General features: G+C 65.1%; 18 protein-coding genes and 4 tRNA genes. 8 read left to right on the plus strand and 14 right to left on the minus strand.

The features are described from left to right. The 5 genes from KDB67_RS06600 to KDB67_RS06620 all read left to right on the plus strand — a co-directional run. Positions 1 to 498, plus strand: a 498-nt coding sequence (locus KDB67_RS06600) for a hypothetical protein (RefSeq protein ID WP_291013902.1), incomplete at its 5' end; no start/stop codon positions are given. 302 nt (positions 499 to 800) lie between these two features. Next, a complete protein-coding gene (locus KDB67_RS06605; RefSeq protein ID WP_291013904.1) occupies positions 801 to 1,415 on the plus strand; it encodes a hypothetical protein in 615 nt (204 codons plus the stop codon). A gap of 62 nt (positions 1,416 to 1,477) precedes the next feature. Then, on the plus strand, positions 1,478 to 2,113 hold the full coding sequence (locus KDB67_RS06610) for a hypothetical protein (RefSeq protein ID WP_291013905.1): 636 nt from the start codon (positions 1,478 to 1,480) through the stop codon (positions 2,111 to 2,113). A 300-nt stretch (positions 2,114 to 2,413) separates the two neighbouring features. Further along, entirely contained in the window at positions 2,414 to 2,689 is a 276-nt protein-coding gene (locus KDB67_RS06615) for a hypothetical protein (protein ID WP_291013908.1), read from the plus strand. Positions 2,690 to 2,798: 109 nt separating this feature from the next. Continuing rightward, positions 2,799 to 3,305, plus strand: coding sequence for a hypothetical protein (locus tag KDB67_RS06620; protein ID WP_291013911.1), 507 nt, complete (start codon positions 2,799 to 2,801; stop codon positions 3,303 to 3,305). Positions 3,306 to 3,356: 51 nt separating this feature from the next. On the opposite strand, the gene KDB67_RS06625 is transcribed toward KDB67_RS06620, so the two are convergent. From KDB67_RS06625 to KDB67_RS06675, 11 genes are all read right to left on the minus strand, one after another. Further along, positions 3,357 to 4,457, minus strand: a complete 1,101-nt coding sequence (locus KDB67_RS06625) for a DUF2855 family protein (protein WP_291013913.1) — start codon at positions 4,455 to 4,457, stop codon at positions 3,357 to 3,359. Positions 4,458 to 4,709: 252 nt separating this feature from the next. After that, positions 4,710 to 5,426: a 50S ribosomal protein L1 gene (gene rplA, locus KDB67_RS06630; RefSeq protein ID WP_291013915.1), complete on the minus strand. Its 717-nt coding sequence runs from the start codon at positions 5,424 to 5,426 to the stop codon at positions 4,710 to 4,712. 81 nt (positions 5,427 to 5,507) lie between these two features. Beyond that, positions 5,508 to 5,942, minus strand: coding sequence for a 50S ribosomal protein L11 (gene rplK, locus KDB67_RS06635; protein ID WP_291013918.1), 435 nt, complete (start codon positions 5,940 to 5,942; stop codon positions 5,508 to 5,510). Positions 5,943 to 6,024: 82 nt separating this feature from the next. Beyond that, positions 6,025 to 6,834, minus strand: a complete 810-nt coding sequence (gene nusG, locus KDB67_RS06640) for a transcription termination/antitermination protein NusG (protein WP_291013921.1) — start codon at positions 6,832 to 6,834, stop codon at positions 6,025 to 6,027. Positions 6,835 to 6,946: 112 nt separating this feature from the next. Further along, positions 6,947 to 7,351 (minus strand): preprotein translocase subunit SecE, encoded by a 405-nt coding sequence (gene secE, locus KDB67_RS06645; protein ID WP_291013923.1) that lies wholly within the window; start codon positions 7,349 to 7,351, stop codon positions 6,947 to 6,949. Positions 7,352 to 7,390: 39 nt separating this feature from the next. After that, a tRNA-Trp gene (locus KDB67_RS06650) sits at positions 7,391 to 7,463 on the minus strand. A gap of 199 nt (positions 7,464 to 7,662) precedes the next feature. Then, positions 7,663 to 8,751: a fused (3R)-hydroxyacyl-ACP dehydratase subunits HadA/HadB gene (locus KDB67_RS06655; RefSeq protein ID WP_291013925.1), complete on the minus strand. Its 1,089-nt coding sequence runs from the start codon at positions 8,749 to 8,751 to the stop codon at positions 7,663 to 7,665. A gap of 108 nt (positions 8,752 to 8,859) precedes the next feature. Next, positions 8,860 to 9,027, minus strand: coding sequence for a 50S ribosomal protein L33 (gene rpmG / locus KDB67_RS06660; protein WP_005188102.1), 168 nt, complete (start codon positions 9,025 to 9,027; stop codon positions 8,860 to 8,862). 84 nt (positions 9,028 to 9,111) lie between these two features. After that, a tRNA-Met gene (locus tag KDB67_RS06665) sits at positions 9,112 to 9,185 on the minus strand. A gap of 22 nt (positions 9,186 to 9,207) precedes the next feature. Next, a tRNA-Thr gene (locus KDB67_RS06670) sits at positions 9,208 to 9,280 on the minus strand. A 123-nt stretch (positions 9,281 to 9,403) separates the two neighbouring features. Beyond that, positions 9,404 to 9,484 (minus strand) — tRNA-Tyr (locus KDB67_RS06675). Positions 9,485 to 9,645: 161 nt separating this feature from the next. Here KDB67_RS06675 and KDB67_RS06680 point away from each other — a divergent pair. Further along, a complete protein-coding gene (locus tag KDB67_RS06680) occupies positions 9,646 to 10,137 on the plus strand; it encodes a YajQ family cyclic di-GMP-binding protein (protein ID WP_291013930.1) in 492 nt (163 codons plus the stop codon). A gap of 4 nt (positions 10,138 to 10,141) precedes the next feature. On the opposite strand, the gene htpX is transcribed toward KDB67_RS06680, so the two are convergent. Then, positions 10,142 to 10,987 (minus strand): zinc metalloprotease HtpX, encoded by an 846-nt coding sequence (gene htpX / locus KDB67_RS06685; protein WP_291013933.1) that lies wholly within the window; start codon positions 10,985 to 10,987, stop codon positions 10,142 to 10,144. 92 nt (positions 10,988 to 11,079) lie between these two features. After that, entirely contained in the window at positions 11,080 to 12,096 is a 1,017-nt protein-coding gene (locus tag KDB67_RS06690) for a polyprenyl synthetase family protein (RefSeq protein ID WP_291013936.1), read from the minus strand. Positions 12,097 to 12,197: 101 nt separating this feature from the next. On the opposite strand from KDB67_RS06690, the gene KDB67_RS06695 reads away from it, so the two are divergent. Continuing rightward, positions 12,198 to 13,448, plus strand: coding sequence for a geranylgeranyl reductase family protein (locus tag KDB67_RS06695; protein ID WP_291013939.1), 1,251 nt, complete (start codon positions 12,198 to 12,200; stop codon positions 13,446 to 13,448). Positions 13,449 to 13,468: 20 nt separating this feature from the next. Next, on the plus strand, positions 13,469 to 14,386 hold the full coding sequence (locus KDB67_RS06700; protein WP_291013942.1) for an oxygenase MpaB family protein: 918 nt from the start codon (positions 13,469 to 13,471) through the stop codon (positions 14,384 to 14,386). Positions 14,387 to 14,535: 149 nt separating this feature from the next. On the opposite strand, the gene KDB67_RS06705 is transcribed toward KDB67_RS06700, so the two are convergent. Then, positions 14,536 to 15,240, minus strand: coding sequence for a demethylmenaquinone methyltransferase (locus KDB67_RS06705; protein ID WP_291013945.1), 705 nt, complete (start codon positions 15,238 to 15,240; stop codon positions 14,536 to 14,538). Positions 15,241 to 15,243: the final 3 nt, after the last annotated feature.

The raw sequence follows: 15,243 nt of genomic DNA on the forward strand, positions 1-15,243 counted from the left end.
CTATCTTCGTCAATATCAAGAAAACAGAAGACATACCCCGTTCTTCAGGAGGACACCATGAACACTCGTCGTCTTACCGCCGCCGCTCTCGCCGCCGCCTCGTCGACAGTAGCCCTGCTCGGAATGTCCAGCCCGGCTTCGGCTGACGTGATCACCAAGACCACGAAAGTGGCTCACTGCGACAATCCGATCACCAATCCGCAGGTCTGCCGCAATAAAATCTCGCAGGATTTCCATGTCAACTACCCCGGATCCGGTCACGTGATTCTCAAGTTCAAGGCGGATCCCACCCATTGCTCGGATATCTACGCGACCATCTATATCGACGACTACCCCGAGCAGACGAACCGACTGCGGCCCGGGCAGTCGATGAAGATCGATACCCACCTCCGGAAGGGAATGCACACGATGAGCGTGCAGGCCAAGGGAGTCTACGGCGGCTGCAACACCGGGAAACTGGACAGTTGGTCCGGACGCATAAGCATCGATAAGGAATGAGAAATCTGATCTCACCAGATCGATGAGTCGGCCCACCCGGCGAACGGGGTTGGGCCGACTCTCGTTTCAGTATCGGAGAAGCGACGAGGCCGTCGCCTACCGGCCGTGGCCCGCGGATAACCTGCCCGCACGTCGCCCGTTCGGACCCTCTCGAATGTCAAGTAGTCCACTACTCGTGCCACCAGCAACAGCACCGACGACGATCAGCAGGAGGCGCGTTCAGTCGAGTAGTCGACTACTCGCGACGATCGCCGGAACCTGAGCAATGCTATCGGCAACATCTCACAACCCGGGAGGCCACAATGTTAATCCTGAAGTCATCGACCTGGCGTCGCTGCGCCGCCACCACTGCCATCGCGGTCGTCACCGCCTCGGCCGCACTCGCGGCCGGGCCCGCCGGAGCCTGGACCACCCAACCCGGCCACGCCGGATCAGCGGTACTGGCACACAGGAACATTTACGCAACGTTCAAGAATCCGTTTACCAAACCGATCGATTGCGGAATTCTCATTACCCCGGCGAAAGACCTTCCCGCACTGACAACCGCATCGAAACATTTCAACGCGGCATTCGCAGCGGATGCCAAGAGTGACCACAGCGGGGCCACTACTCACAACAACAATGCCGTCGCAGCGCTCAAACAGGTCACCCTGCTGAATTTCACTACGACCAACAATGAGTCGGTGACGGTCCCGGCCACATCATCTCGAACCGTCGTCATCTACGCACGCGGGGCCACAGGGTACTTCCTCAACCCGCCGTATGCGGCGCTGAGCCTCTGCCGCAACAGCGGATGGGTGGGCGGAACAATCGACGGCGACGCGTATGCGTTCCCGGTCCGATCGGTGGCCCAGATCCCGACCACCACCCTCGCGCCTCCTGTGAACATCCCCAAGGTCGTGCCGCGGCTCAAATGACGATGAGATTGTCCGGACCGCAGCACAGTTGTCCACCTACCGAACCGATTTCAGGGAGCATCATGTCAAGCGTTAAGTCTTTCATACAAAAGTGCACGACAACCGCCGTCGTCGGCGTCGCCGCCGCCTACAGCCTGTTCGCAGGCTCCGGCCCCGCCGACGCATGGGTGACGGCCGCCGGTCACGCCGGCTCCGGGGTCTGGAAGAACGAACGCATCTTTATCACGCTCAGCAATCCACTGCCCCGCCGCATCCGGTGCGACATCGTGATCGCGCCCCGCTCGGCGTTGCCGACGCTGACCGTCGTCGCTGATCACCTGAACGAGTACTGGCGGGCCGCTGTCAACGGCGATCACGCCGGTGCGGACACGGCGATGAAGAAGGTCATCGCGGACCAGTCGACGTTGAGTAAGGTGGGCTCCAGTTCGGCCACGAGTGTAACGATCCGGTCGACGAAGCTCGTAGTTGAAGTCAAAGCCTTCGGCGCCACTTCACTTTTCCCGAACCCTCCGTACGCCGGGTTGACGGCCTGCAGCGACGCATTCCCGTCCGGCACCGCGACCGACGGAGACGCGCATGCGTTCCCGATATCCCAGTCATACCTGACGATCCCCACGAACATCCCGAAGGTGATCACCTCACCGAAACCCAAACTGACCGTACCGACCATCAAGGTCACGCCACCCAAGTACCGCTGACGGTCACGCTGAGGTTCCCCAGAAAGCCAGCGCAGTGGTTGATCGGGGCCACCCACAGACTCCGATCAACCACACGGAATTCCGAATCACCCAATTCTGCGGATAAATCCATCACCATCCACAGCCCTACGCGGTGAGCTGAGGGCACCCGTCGACCACGATCGACCGCGCGACTACGCGGGCGCGGCGCGTGGCACCCGCAGAGATTCGGGTAGTCGGCTACGCGTGGCACGGGGCTTCGGCGACACAAACATGAGAGGGGTCACAGCAACGCCAAGAGTTCTCACGCAGGAGGTTCTCATGTCCGCACCGGCAACCACCGTCCGCCGCAGGCGTGTCGCCACCATCGTCGTCGGCCTCGCCGCCACGGGAGTGTTCGCCGCCGGCACCGTCGGTACCCTGGCCTCCGCCGACAGCACCGGCACTCCCGAAGCAGGCAAGAGCAAGACCGTCGTCGTACCGGAATACCCGCTCATCCCGAAGATCGACTGCGGCTGCCTTCTCGACCCGCGCCTGAAGCCGAACCAGACGACACTGCACACCATTCCGCTCCAACCGGCACTCTTCCCCAAGTAGCTCGAAGTCGACGGGCAGACGACCAGAGCCCCGAACGACCCGGTCGGGGATGGCCCGGCGAGGAGGTGGCAAGATGGTCCGGCAAAGCCGTCGTACCAGGAGAAGCCGGATGAGACTCACCTTTCGCCGCCGCGTGGCCGTCACCGCCACCGGTGCGGCGGTCGCTGCCAGTGCGCTCACCGCGGGTACCGCGGGTGCTTGGGTGAGCGTTCCCGCGCATTCGGCTTCGGGCCAGACGGTGGCGGGCACCGTGCGGATCATCTACACCAACCCGCTGGATCGGACGATCACCTGCACGGTGCGGATATACCCCGCAAGCAAGGTCACGACGCTGCGACGGGCCGCGCACCTGCGCAACCTGTCGGAGACACAGCGCGCCCAGCAGAAGAAGCCGGATGCCCGCAAGTCGGCAACGCGGGCGAGGGCCAAAGCCGCCTCGGCGGGCCGCCCACTGTACGAGTCTCGAACCCCCACAAAGGTTTCCCCGGGAAGCACGCGCGTCGTGTACTGGTCGTCCAAGGGGCGCTCGGCCCGGTCCTACTCGGCGCTCAGCGAATGCCGCAACGGCGGCCAAACGGACACCACCGCGATCCTGCTCCGGCCGATCGACGTCTGAGGTTCGGGCCCGATCCCCCGGACTGTGATCCACAAGTCCGCATAGTTTCATTCAGAAGCTGATGATATGGCCGACCGCCGGGTCGGCGTGGCCGGAATAGACGTCGTGCCAGGCGTTTTCCAGCCCTTCGGGGCCGTCGCCGACCGTGACCGTGACCCAGGTGTCGGCGACGGGGAGGAAGGCGTTCCAGGATTCGGCGAATCTGTCGGTGATGCCGTCGCGGCCCCAGTCGAGGAAGCGTTTGCGCATCTGCTGGGGTGCGAAGAAGGTGACCGGGTGGTCGGCGGTTTCGGTGCCCGCGTCGTCGATGGTGCCGACGGATGCGGACTGCTGGTTGGTCATGCCGCCGATGGCGACCTTCACCAACGCGTCGCCGAGGTGGTCGCGCAAGGTGCCCGGCAGGGACTGTTTGCCGGTGAAGTCGGCGAGCATCACCGGGGTGTCGGCGGGCAGGTTGTCGAGCTCGTCGTAGGTGAACACCTCGTCATAGCAGCCGAGACCGGCGGTGAAGTCCTTGTTGCCGGGCGAAGTGAGTCCGATGACCCGCACGTCCTTGCGGTCCAACTCGAATGCGGTGCCGTAGGCCGTTTTCGCCGATGCCGACGAAATGATCACCGACTGCGCGCCGAACAGCCGATTGTCGATGATCCAGTCGGCGAACATGAACGACGTCCAGTACAGCGGCCGGAACAGGATCTGCAGCTCCTCGGTGGCAACGTCATAGAGCGGGTCTGTGTCGCTGAGCGCATACGCGTTGTACGGCGACGTCAGGTTCTCGCGATGCTTGCTCGCGTCGCGGAATCCGCGCGAGTCGACACGCCCGGGCCGCACAACGAGATGACCTGCGGCCGGATAGTACCCGTAGAACCGCGACCCGACGTCAACCCCGGCGACGGTCGATTCGACCACGTCGGCGAACCCCCACAGCGGCACGATTCCCCAGCCGTCGGCGGCCGGGAAGAACTCCCAGTAGTCGAAGGCTTCGCCGAGGACGGCGTAGGTGACGTTGTTGGCCGTGAGGCCCACCCGGCTGACCTTGAGCCGCACCTCGCCGTCGGCGAGCGCATCCAGCGACGTCTCGACCACACGTGAGGTGCCCAGGTCGTCACGCTTGAGCTCGTACGTCCAGGATCTGTCCGCGCCATCGGTCACAGTTGAATCGTGCCTCAAGTTTCGGGGCGGCCGCAACCCCACAAACTAGTCGTCCACTACTCGTGCCCTTCAAACCATCACCAAATGGCGCCGGCAATGACCGAGGCAGCCCAGTGACATTTAGCGCGTACTGACCCCCACATGCGGGCGTGGCTCCGGTCGAACCCACCGGCAACAAGCACCGTCCCGAAATGCCGATCGGCCCCCTGACAATTGGTCAGAGGGCCGATCGGTACGTGCGTTACTGCCTGATCAGGCGTCGGCCTCGAGGGCGAAGTTACGCGAGACGGCCGGGTCGACGGGGATGCCGGGGCCCGTGGTGGTGGTGATGGTGACCTTCTTCAGGTACCGGCCCTTGGCCGCGGACGGCTTGGACCGCAGGATCTCGTCGTAGGCGGCGCCGTAGTTCTCGGCCAGCTTGGCCGGGTCGAACGAGGCCTTGCCGATGACGAAGTGCAGGTTGGCGGCCTTGTCGACGCGGAAGTTGATCTTGCCGCCCTTGATGTCGTTGACGGCCTTGGTCACGTCGGGGGTGACGGTGCCGGTCTTCGGGTTGGGCATCAGGCCGCGCGGGCCCAGGACACGCGCGATCCGGCCGACCTTGGCCATCTGGTCGGGGGTGGCGATCGCGGCGTCGAAATCGAGCCAGCCGCCCTGGATCTTCTCGATCAGATCCTCGGCGCCCACCTCGTCGGCGCCGGCGGCCAGGGCCTCGGCGGCCTTGTCACCGACGGCGAACACGATCACCTTGGCGGTCTTACCCGTTCCGTGGGGCAAATTGACGGTGCCTCGAACCATCTGATCTGCCTTACGGGGGTCGACGCCGAGGCGGATCGCGACCTCGACGGTCGCGTCGGTGTTCTTCGACGAGGTGTCCTTGGCGAGCTTCACAGCCTCCAGCGGGCTGTACAGCTTGGACTTGTCGACCTTGGCCGCTGCTTCGGCGTAGGCCTTGCTCTTCTTGCTCATGTGCTCTGTTCTTTCTCCGCTATGACGACGCGGGGTGTGTGGTGCGGACCGAGCCGGCCCTCCCACGGAAAATGGCGGCTATCAGCCTTCGACGGTGATGCCCATGGAACGGGCGGTGCCGGCGATGATCTTCGCGGCCTGATCGATGTCGTTGGCGTTGAGGTCTTCCTGCTTGGTCTTGGCGATCTCGCGGACCTGATCGAGGGTGACCTTGCCGACCTTCTTGGTGTGCGGCTCGCCCGAGCCCTTCTGTACACCGGCTGCCTTGAGCAGCAGCTTCGCGGCGGGCGGAGTCTTCAGCTTGAAGTCGAACGAGCGATCTTCGTACACGAAGATCTCGACCGGGATGACATTGCCACGCTGCGACTCGGTCGCCGCGTTGTACGCCTTGCAGAACTCCATGATGTTGACGCCGTGCTGGCCCAGTGCGGGGCCGACGGGCGGTGCCGGGTTGGCAGCACCTGCCTGGATCTGGAGCTTGATGATCCCGGCAAGCTTCTTCTTCTTGGGAGGCATTCTTGTTCCTTGTTTGTTTCTTGCGAATCCACGTCCGCTGGAGGCGTGGAAGTATGTGACCGCTCCGCTGTGGGAGCGCGCGTCAGATCTTTTCGACCTGGTTGAAGTTCAGCTCGACCGGGGTCTCGCGACCGAAGATCGATACCAGAACCTTGACCTTGCGCTGCTCGGCGTTGACCTCGCTGATGGAGGCGGGCAGCGTCGCGAACGGACCGTCCATGACGGTGACCGACTCGCCGACCTCGAAGTCGACCTCGATGACCGCGGTCACCGCGGCGGCTGCGGCCTCAACGCTGTCGTTGGCGGCCTTGGTCGCCGACTGCTTCTTGGCGGCGGCCGGCGGCGCGAGGAACTTGAGCACCTCTTCGATCGTCAGCGGCGACGGACGCGCGGTCAATCCAACGAACCCGGTGACACCCGGGGTGTTGCGGACGGTGCCCCACGACTCGTCGTTGAGTTCCATCCGCACCAGGATGTATCCGGGCAGCACCTTGCGGTTGACCTTCTTGGTCTGACCGTTCTTGATCTCGGTGACCTCTTCGGTCGGCACCTCGACCTGGAAGATGTAGTCGCCCACATCGAGGTTCTGCACGCGGGTCTCGAGGTTGGCCTTCACCTTGTTCTCGTAGCCCGCGTAGCTGTGGATGACGTACCAGTCGCCGGGCGCGCGACGCAGTTGCTTGCGCATTTCCTCGACCGGATCGACCTCGACGGGCTCTTCTGCGACAGGTTCTTCAGCGACGGGAGCGTCTTCGGCGGCGGCTTCATCGGCAGCGGCGGTCTCGTCCGCTACCGGCTCGGTATCGGCAATGTCGACGTCAGCAGCGTCCACCGCATCGGCGTCCGGGGTCAGCGCCTCGGTCGCTTCGATCTCGTTCTCGGGGGTGCTCACTGCTGCCCACGCTCCTCTTTCACTTGCTGGTCGTCAGCAGCGGCGCTGCCGGCCGGTCTCGATCGGATGTGGTGCATCCGGTGCGGTCTTGTCCGGCGTGAACGGCCCGGTGTCAGCCGAACAGCCAGAGGACGCCCTTGCCGAAGGCGATGTCGATGCCGGCGATGAAGGCCGTCATGATCACGACGAACGCGAGAACGACGATCGTGTACGTGATCATCTCCCGGCGCGTCGGCCAGATGACCTTCTTCAGTTCGGCGACGACCTCTTTGAGGAACGTCCAGATCCGGACAAACGGGTTGGCACTCGCCGACTCCGGAGCATCTTTCTTCCGCTCGGCGACGGCGACGGATGATCCTCCGTCGCTCGCGGCACGGCGTCCCCGTGCCGAGCGCTTACCCTGCGGGCGAAGCTCGGCGTCGTCGTCGGACGGGAGGTCGGTCTCGAGGTCGTCCACCACCGAGTCGGCGGCGTCAGGGGCACCTTTGGCCCGGGCAGCGCGGTCTCGCTTGCTCACCTTCGAGGTTCCTCTCGTCAACGTGTGCCCTGTCCAGGGCAGGGGCGACAGGACTTGAACCTGCAACCTGCGGTTTTGGAGACCGCTGCTCTGCCAGTTGAGCTACGCCCCTTTGCGGCCACCGAGATGGCCACAGTCCATTGTGCCTGACCATGTCTACAGGATTTGTGTCCTACAGAACGTTCTGCGGGACTTACGTCCTACAGAATCAACGCGCCACCCTCAGGGCAGCGCGCAAGTCAATTCAATCGACACTTCAGTGTAGATCACGACCGCCTCCGAACCCAAAACGCCCCTTCGAGCGGGTGCAATCAGTTGAACTGCACCACTGCCTGGGCGCGGCCGAAGATGCGGCGGTTGCCCTGCTTGGCGACGATGGCGATGGTGCCGCGGCGGGTCTCGGGGTCGAGGGATTTGACCTTGCCGGTGAAGTCGACGGCGGCGCTGTCGTCCTCGGGTACGTACACCATGCTGGTGAAGCGCACGTTGTACTCGCAGAACGCCGCCGGGTCCCCGATGAATTCGGAGATGTAGCTCGCGCCGAGGCCCATCGTCTGCATGCCGTGGGCCACGACGCCCTCGAGGCCGGCCGCCTTGACGACGTGGTCGGAGAAGTGAATCGGGTTGGGGTCACCGGCGACGCCGGCGTAGTTCGACAGGTTGCCGCGGGTGAGCAGGAACCGTTTGTCGGGCAGTTCCTGTCCGACGGTCAGTGTGTCGAAATCGATCGCACTGTAGGCGGGTGGTAGTTCGGTGGGGTCGGGTTTGCGTTCGCGGCCGGCGGCGACGGTGATGCCGGGGTCGGGGATGGTGTCGACCTTCATCATCACGTGGTCGAGCGAGGTTATCAGCTCGGGGTCGATCTCCAGCCCGGGACGGGCGGCGAGCGAGGTCCAGGTGGTCATCACCGGTTCGTCGTGCTGGTTCCAGATGACGTTCTTGGTGACCATCAGGTCGACTATCTCGGGGCTGGTCACGTGCCGGAACGAGTCGAGGGTCACATCGCACACCAGTTGGTCGCCCACTTTGATGGGCCGGTGGTACATGAGCCGCTGGTCGGTCTGCAGGATCGACCACAGGTCGTAGCCGACGACGACCTCGTCGAACAGTTTGCGTTGTGCGACGACGCCGATGATCGAGACGAAGGTGGGCGCGGCGATCAGGGTGTCGTGACCGAGTTCACTCGCTTTCGCCTCGTTCCAGTGGACGGGGTGGGCGTCCTGGACGGCGAGCGCGTGCCGGCGGACGTCTTCGCGGCCGACCTCGAAGTAGTCGTCCACCGTGTAGTGGTAGCCGACGAGTTCGGCGGTCCGCGCCGCGAGCTCATCGGGAGAGAACTTCTCACCGCTCTGGAACGCCAATGCACGCTGCTGCAACTCTTCGGCAGACACCTGGCTCATTCGGTGGTCTCCTTCATCGGACGGGCCACAACAACACCGAAGGGCCACCTCTTTCGAGGCAGCCCGCGGTTTTGCGCTATGGGTTCAAGATTCGGTGGGTGAACTGTGTCAGCGCGATTCTTTGTGCGCCTGGTGCGTTCCGCAGTTGGGGCAGAACTTCTTGATCTCCAGGCGGTCGGGATCGTTGCGACGGTTCTTCTTCGTGATGTAGTTACGGTGCTTGCACACCTCGCATGCCAAGGTGATCTTGGGGCGAACATCGGTTGAGGAGGCCACTGCAATCTTCTTTCGGGTGTATGGTCTTCGGTCGGCCCACGACTTGTTCAGAGAACCGAACTCGTCGCGATGCACCGTTGTGTGTAGCGGTGGAGGGACTCGATCCCTCGACCTCACGATTATGAGTCGTGCGCTCTAACCAGCTGAGCTACACCGCCCTGTGGACTGGTCGGTCCAGCGAGCCCCCTGACGGAATCGAACCGTCGACCTTTTCCTTACCATGGAAACGCTCTGCCGACTGAGCTAAGGGGGCGTACCCGGGATGCCTTGTGGGCTTCCCGAGAGCCTTTACGAGGTTACACACCGATCCTCACACGCTCCAAATCGCCTGTTGGGGCGATCGGGGCGCGCTTGTCATCGACGAGTGACCACGTTGTGGCAGGTATAGGATTCGAACCTATGTAGCTTGCGCGACGGATTTACAGTCCGCTCCCTTTGGCCGCTCGGGCAACCTGCCGTGCCGTTCCGTCTCGGCCGGAACCGATGAGAACAACGCGGTGAAGAATACAACGAACCATGCCCTGTCGCGCAAATCGCCTGGTGAGAGGCCCTTGTACGAGGCCGCAGTGCGGGGACTCGGTGCCGGGCGCGCCCGCGCCTACCGCTACCCTGTCGGTCATGGCTGATTCATCGTTCGACGTGGTGAGCAAGGTCGACCGCCAGGAGGTCGACAACGCCCTCAACCAGGCCGGCAAGGAGTTGTCGCAGCGTTACGACTTCCGTGGCACCAACACCACCATCGCGTGGTCCGGCGAGGAGGGCATCGTGATCACCTCCGACGCCGAGGAACGCGCCCAGGCCGGCCTGGAGGTGTTCAAGGAGAAGCTGATCCGGCGAGACATCTCACTGAAGGCCTTCGACGCCGGTGAGGTCACATCGTCGGGCAGGACCTACAAGATCGCCGGCAACCTCGTGCAGGGCATCGACTCCGAGCACGCCAAGAAGATCTCCAAGAAGATCCGCGACGAGGGCCCCAAGGGTGTCAAGGCGCAGATCCAGGGCGACGAGCTGCGGGTCTCCAGCAAGAAGCGCGACGACCTGCAGGCCGTCATCGCGCTGCTCAAGGGCGAGGATTTCGGGATCGCACTGCAATTCGTGAATTACCGATAGCGCGTCAACCCCTGCGCGCCATCTCCTGTAGCCGGGCGATCCGTTCCTCGGTCGGCGGGTGGGTGGCGAACAGCCGGGTCATTCCGCCGCCGCGGAACGGGTTCTCGATCATCAGGTGACTCTGAGCTTCGATCGCGGGTTCGGGGGCGAGCGGGGCCCTGTCGACGCCGCCGGAGATCTTGGCCAGCGCCGACGCCAACGCCAGCGGGTCACCGGTGAGTTCGGCGCCGGACTGGTCGGCCTGGAACTCACGCGAGCGCGACACGGCCATTTTGATGACGGTCGCCGCGATCGGTCCGAGCAGTGAGATGGCCATCATGCCGAGCAGACCGGGTCCGTTGTTGCGGTTGCCGCCGAGCATGAAGGCGAAGTTGGCGATGCCGGTGATCACCGACGCCATCGCGCCGGCGACCGACGAGATCAGGATGTCGCGGTTGTAGACGTGCGACAGTTCGTGCCCGAGGACCGCCCGTAGTTCGCGTTCGTTGAGCAGTCGCAGGATCCCCGCGGTGCAGCACACCGCGGCGTTCTGCGGGTTGCGGCCGGTCGCGAACGCGTTGGGTGATTCGGTGGGGCTGATGTAGAGCGCTGGCATCGGCTGGTGTGCCGTGGTGGCCAACTCACGCACGATCCGGTACAGCATCGGCGCCTGCACTTCGGTGACGGGCTGCGCGCGCATCGACTTCAGCGCCATCTTGGCGCTGTTGAAGTACACGTAGCCGTTCATGCCGACCGCGAAGACGATCGCGACCAGCAGGATCAGCGGGCTCCGGAACATCGCGCCGATCCCGATGATGATCGCCGACATCACCCCGAGCAGCACCGCCGTCTTGAGACCGTTGAAATGCATCACCCACCCGCTTCCACCGTCCGACACCGGTACATCACCGGTTCACACTGTCAAACGTACGTGAGGTGCGGTCAGGTTCCGTGTTGAGAAGTTCAGCCGGTGCGGTCGATGGTGTAGCGGACCAGAGAGGACAGGGCGCCGGTGGCCTGTGTTTCCGGGAGCCGGGCCAGTTCGGCCAGGGCCTCGTCGGCGAACGAATGCAGTTTGGCGTGCGCCTGGGCCATGCCGGATGACGTGGTGAGCAGTTTCAGGGCCTCGGTGACCTCGTCGTCGGCGGTGAGGGCACGCGGCTTGCCGGCCGGGTCCAGCAACAGCTCCCGCAGCCTTGGCGTCGACGGCTCGTCACCGCGCAGCGCATACAGCACGGGCAGCGTGTGCACGCCCTCACGCAGGTCGGTGCCCGGGGTCTTGCCCGAGTCGCCGGTGGCCGACGCGATGTCGATGATGTCGTCGGACACCTGGAAGGCGATGCCGATGATGTCGCCGATCCGCGCGAGGCGCTCGATGCTGTCGGGGTCGGCACCGGCGGCCATCGAACCGAACCGGGCGGCGGCAGCGATCAGCGAGCCGGTCTTCTCCCACACCACCTTCAGGTAGTGGTCGATCGGGTCGATGTCGCCGGTCGCGCCGACGGTCTCCCGCATCTGGCCGGTGACCAGTTCGGCGAACGTCTCGGCGATGATCCGCACCGCGTCGGGGCCGAGCGTCGACACCAGTCGCGATGCCCGCGCGAAGAGGAAGTCGCCCGACAGGATGGCGATGCTGTTGGTCCAGCGGGCGTTGGCCGACTGCGCGCCACGGCGCATCGGAGCCTCGTCCATGACGTCGTCGTGGTACAGGGTGGCCAGGTGGATCATCTCGACGACCGTCGCCGCGGTGATCACGTCCCGGCTGCCCGGGTCGGGGCCGAACTGGGCGGCCAGGATCGCGAACATCGGCCGGAACCGTTTGCCGCCGGCCTTCGCCAGGTGGGTGGCGGCCTCGGTCATGATCGCGTCGCCCGAGGACAGTTCGGTGATCAGCAGGTCCTCGACGTCTGCCAACGCCGACCGCACCACCTCGGCGAACTCGTCGGTGCCCAGGTCAAGTCCGGCGAAAGTCGACTTCACGTCCCGTGCCGCCCCATCTCGTTGGTCTCCCGCAACAGCCGTCGATGGCCGTCACACTGCCTGTGAGCGTAACCGCTACCGGCTGCCGACATACTGGTCGGGTGAGCAACCAACCCCAACCTGTGGACGTTCTGGTCGTCGGGGCGGGCCCCGGCGGCGCCGCGGCCGCCGCACACGCCGTGGCCGCCGGACGTGCGGTGACACTCATCGACGGGGCCACCTTTCCGCGGGACAAGACGTGCGGCGACGGCCTCACCCCACGCGCGGTGGCCGAACTCGACGCCCTCGGCCTCGGCTCGCTACTCGACGGCAGGCCACGCATCGACGGGCTGCGTCTGGCCGGGTGGGGGGCGACGCGGGAGGTGCCGTGGCCGTCGGGACGGTTTCCCGCACACGGCAGCGCGGTGGCCCGCACCGAACTCGATGAGGAGATCCGGGCGCACGCGGTCGCGTCCGGGGCGACGATGCTGCAGGGCACCAAGGCCGTCGGCGCGGTGATGGCTGGTGATCGGATCGAGTCGGTCACGCTGGCCGGGCCGAGTGGGACGTCGGACGTCGCGGTGCGCGATGTGATCGTCGCCGACGGGGTGCGCTCGACCCTCGGCAAGACGCTCGGCCGGCAGTGGCACCGCGACACCGCATACGGGGTGGCCGCCCGCGCATATGTGGCGTCCGAACGCGCCGATGAGCGGTGGATGGGGTCGCACCTGGAACTGCGCGGCCCCGACGGCGGACTGCTGCCCGGCTACGGGTGGCTGTTCCCACTCGGCAGCCAGGGCAACGTTAACGGCCTGCTCAACATCGGGGTCGGGGCGCTGGCTACGGCCAAACGTCCGGCGAGCATGCAACTGCGGCCGATCCTGGAGCACTACACCGAGTTCGTCCGCGACGAATGGCGCATCGGTGGCGTCCCGATGCGGGTGGCGTCGGCGCTGCTGCCGATGGGCGGGGCGGTCACCGGGGTGGCCGGGCGCAACTGGATGCTGATCGGCGACGCCGCAGCCTGCGTCAACCCGCTCAACGGCGAGGGCATCGACTACGCGATGGAGACCGGGCGCCTGGCCGTCGAACTGCTCGGTGCCGACGACTACACCACCCGCTGGCGCGACGTACTGACCGACCATTACGGGCTCGCGTTCTCGGCGGCACGCAGGCTGGCCGGGGTGCTCACGGTGCCGCAGGCGGTACCCGCCCTGGGACGGCCCGGGATGCGGTCGGCGCGGCTGATGTCGATGGTGGTCCGGGTGATGGGTAACCTCATCACCCCCGACGACGCCGACCTGGTGGCACGGGCCTGGCGCACCGCCGGCCGTCTCTCCAGCCGGGTCGACGACCGTCCGCCGTTCCGGTGAGTGGCGGTAATCTACATCACATGACGACAGCCACGTCTCTCACTGCCCGATTGCGCGCGCGACGTGCCCGGCGTTTCGCGTTGCGCGACGAGATCGCCGCCCGCGACGACGGAGACTTCGAGTCGATCGTGCGCGACCTGATCAGTCGCGAGTTTCCGTGGGGCAACACGCAGGCGCTGAGTTTCGCGCTGTTCCGCACGTACGCGGTCCCGTCGATCGGCGATCTGCTGTGCGACACCCGCCAGTTCACCGAACACACCCAGAAGCGTTACGACGACACGGTGCTGCTGCTCGACGCACCCATTGAGCACGGCGTGTCGTCGACGATGGGGCGCACCGGGATCCGGCGGGTCAATGAGATGCACGGCATGTATGACATCTCCAACGACGACATGCTGTACGTGCTGTCGACATTCGTGGTGTGTCCGGTGGACTGGATCAACAGCTACGAGTGGCGCAACCTGACCGACCGGGAGGTCACCGCACTCACCGACTATTACCGGCTGCTCGGAAAACGTATGGGTATCAAGGGGATTCCCGAAGACTACGCGGGATTCGAAAAGCTGATGGAGGAGTACGAGATCGGCCATTTCACCTACTCCCCCAAGGCACGGGAAGTCGCGGACTCGACACTGGACCTGCTGGGTACGTTCGCGCCGTTCCATCTGCTGCCGCGCGCGGCGGTGCGGCGAATCTCGTTCGCGCTCATGGACGATCGGCTGCGGGTGGCGTTCCGGTATCCGCGGCCGACGCGGGTGGAGCAGGTCGTGGTGCGCGGCGGGCTCAAGGCGCGTGGCCTGGCGATCGCGCTGCTGTTTCCGCCGCGCCGTGAACCGATGTTCGGCCGGCAGACTCCGCAGGTGCGCGGCTACCCGAACGGCTACGAAATCGAGAAACTGGGCACGTTCAAGCCCGGCTGCCCGGTGCCGCACATCTGAGGTGGTCCGGCCATGTGCCAAAAGGTCACCGGACCCTTCGTGACCCTCGCTCCTGCGTCGCTTCGGCCTCAGGGATCAAGATGTCCGCCGCTGGAGCGAGGGACGCGTTGGGCGGGTGAGATGAGGCTCTCAGGCAGGGTACGGGGATGTCAGCGGACGGCGGAGTGGACGGCGGTGATGCCGCCGGTGAGGTTCTGCCAGCGGACGCCCGAGAAGCCGGCGTCGCGGATGAGTTCGCCGAGTTCGAATTGGTCGGGCCAAGCCCGGATCGATTCGGCGAGATACACATACGCGTCGGGATTGCTCGACACCTTGGTGGCCACGGCGGGCAGCGCCTTCATCAGGTATTCCATGTATACGGTGCGGAACGGCCGCACGGTGGGGGTCGAGAATTCGCAGATCACCAGGCGGCCACCGGGTTTGAGTACGCGATGGAACTCGCTCAGTGCCCGGGGAACATCGTTGACGTTGCGCAGGCCGAAGGAAATGGTTGCGGCGTCGAAGGATTGGTCGGCGAACGGCAGGTTCAGGGCGTCGGCGGCGACCTTGGGCACCGGCCTGCCAGCACCGGCCTTGAGCATGCCGAGGGAGAAGTCGGCGGCGATACACCGCGCCCCCGACTTGGCCAGCTCGACCGTCGACACCGCGGTGCCGGCGGCCAGATCGAGCACCACGTCGGAGGGTGTGAGCGCGAGCGCCTTGCGGGTGACGGTGCGCCAGCGCCGGTCCTGCCCGAATGAGAGCACCGTGTTGGTGATGTCGTAGCGCCGGGCGACGCCGTCGAACATCTGGGCGACCTCGGCCGGATCCTTGTCGAGTGTTGCCCTGCTCGGGTGCCCCGCGGTGTCAGCCATGGG

The sequence above is a fragment of the Gordonia sp. (in: high G+C Gram-positive bacteria) genome, from assembly GCF_020438995.1.
Lineage (GTDB): Bacteria > Actinomycetota > Actinomycetes > Mycobacteriales > Mycobacteriaceae > Gordonia.

What these genes read in the sequence shown, in the direction of transcription:
- KDB67_RS06605 (WP_291013904.1), top strand. Translation starts at nt 801, where the DNA reads ATGTTAATCCTGAAGTCATCGACCTGGCGTCGCTGCGCCGCCACCACT.
- KDB67_RS06610 (WP_291013905.1), top strand. Translation starts at nt 1,478, where the DNA reads ATGTCAAGCGTTAAGTCTTTCATACAAAAGTGCACGACAACCGCCGTC.
- KDB67_RS06615 (WP_291013908.1), top strand. Translation starts at nt 2,414, where the DNA reads ATGTCCGCACCGGCAACCACCGTCCGCCGCAGGCGTGTCGCCACCATC.
- KDB67_RS06620 (WP_291013911.1), top strand. Translation starts at nt 2,799, where the DNA reads ATGAGACTCACCTTTCGCCGCCGCGTGGCCGTCACCGCCACCGGTGCG.
- rplA (WP_291013915.1), bottom strand. Translation starts at nt 5,426, where the DNA reads ATGAGCAAGAAGAGCAAGGCCTACGCCGAAGCAGCGGCCAAGGTCGAC.
- rplK (WP_291013918.1), bottom strand. Translation starts at nt 5,942, where the DNA reads ATGCCTCCCAAGAAGAAGAAGCTTGCCGGGATCATCAAGCTCCAGATC.
- KDB67_RS06655 (WP_291013925.1), bottom strand. Translation starts at nt 8,751, where the DNA reads ATGAGCCAGGTGTCTGCCGAAGAGTTGCAGCAGCGTGCATTGGCGTTC.
- KDB67_RS06680 (WP_291013930.1), top strand. Translation starts at nt 9,646, where the DNA reads ATGGCTGATTCATCGTTCGACGTGGTGAGCAAGGTCGACCGCCAGGAG.
- htpX (WP_291013933.1), bottom strand. Translation starts at nt 10,987, where the DNA reads ATGCATTTCAACGGTCTCAAGACGGCGGTGCTGCTCGGGGTGATGTCG.
- KDB67_RS06700 (WP_291013942.1), top strand. Translation starts at nt 13,469, where the DNA reads ATGACGACAGCCACGTCTCTCACTGCCCGATTGCGCGCGCGACGTGCC.
- KDB67_RS06705 (WP_291013945.1), bottom strand. Translation starts at nt 15,240, where the DNA reads ATGGCTGACACCGCGGGGCACCCGAGCAGGGCAACACTCGACAAGGAT.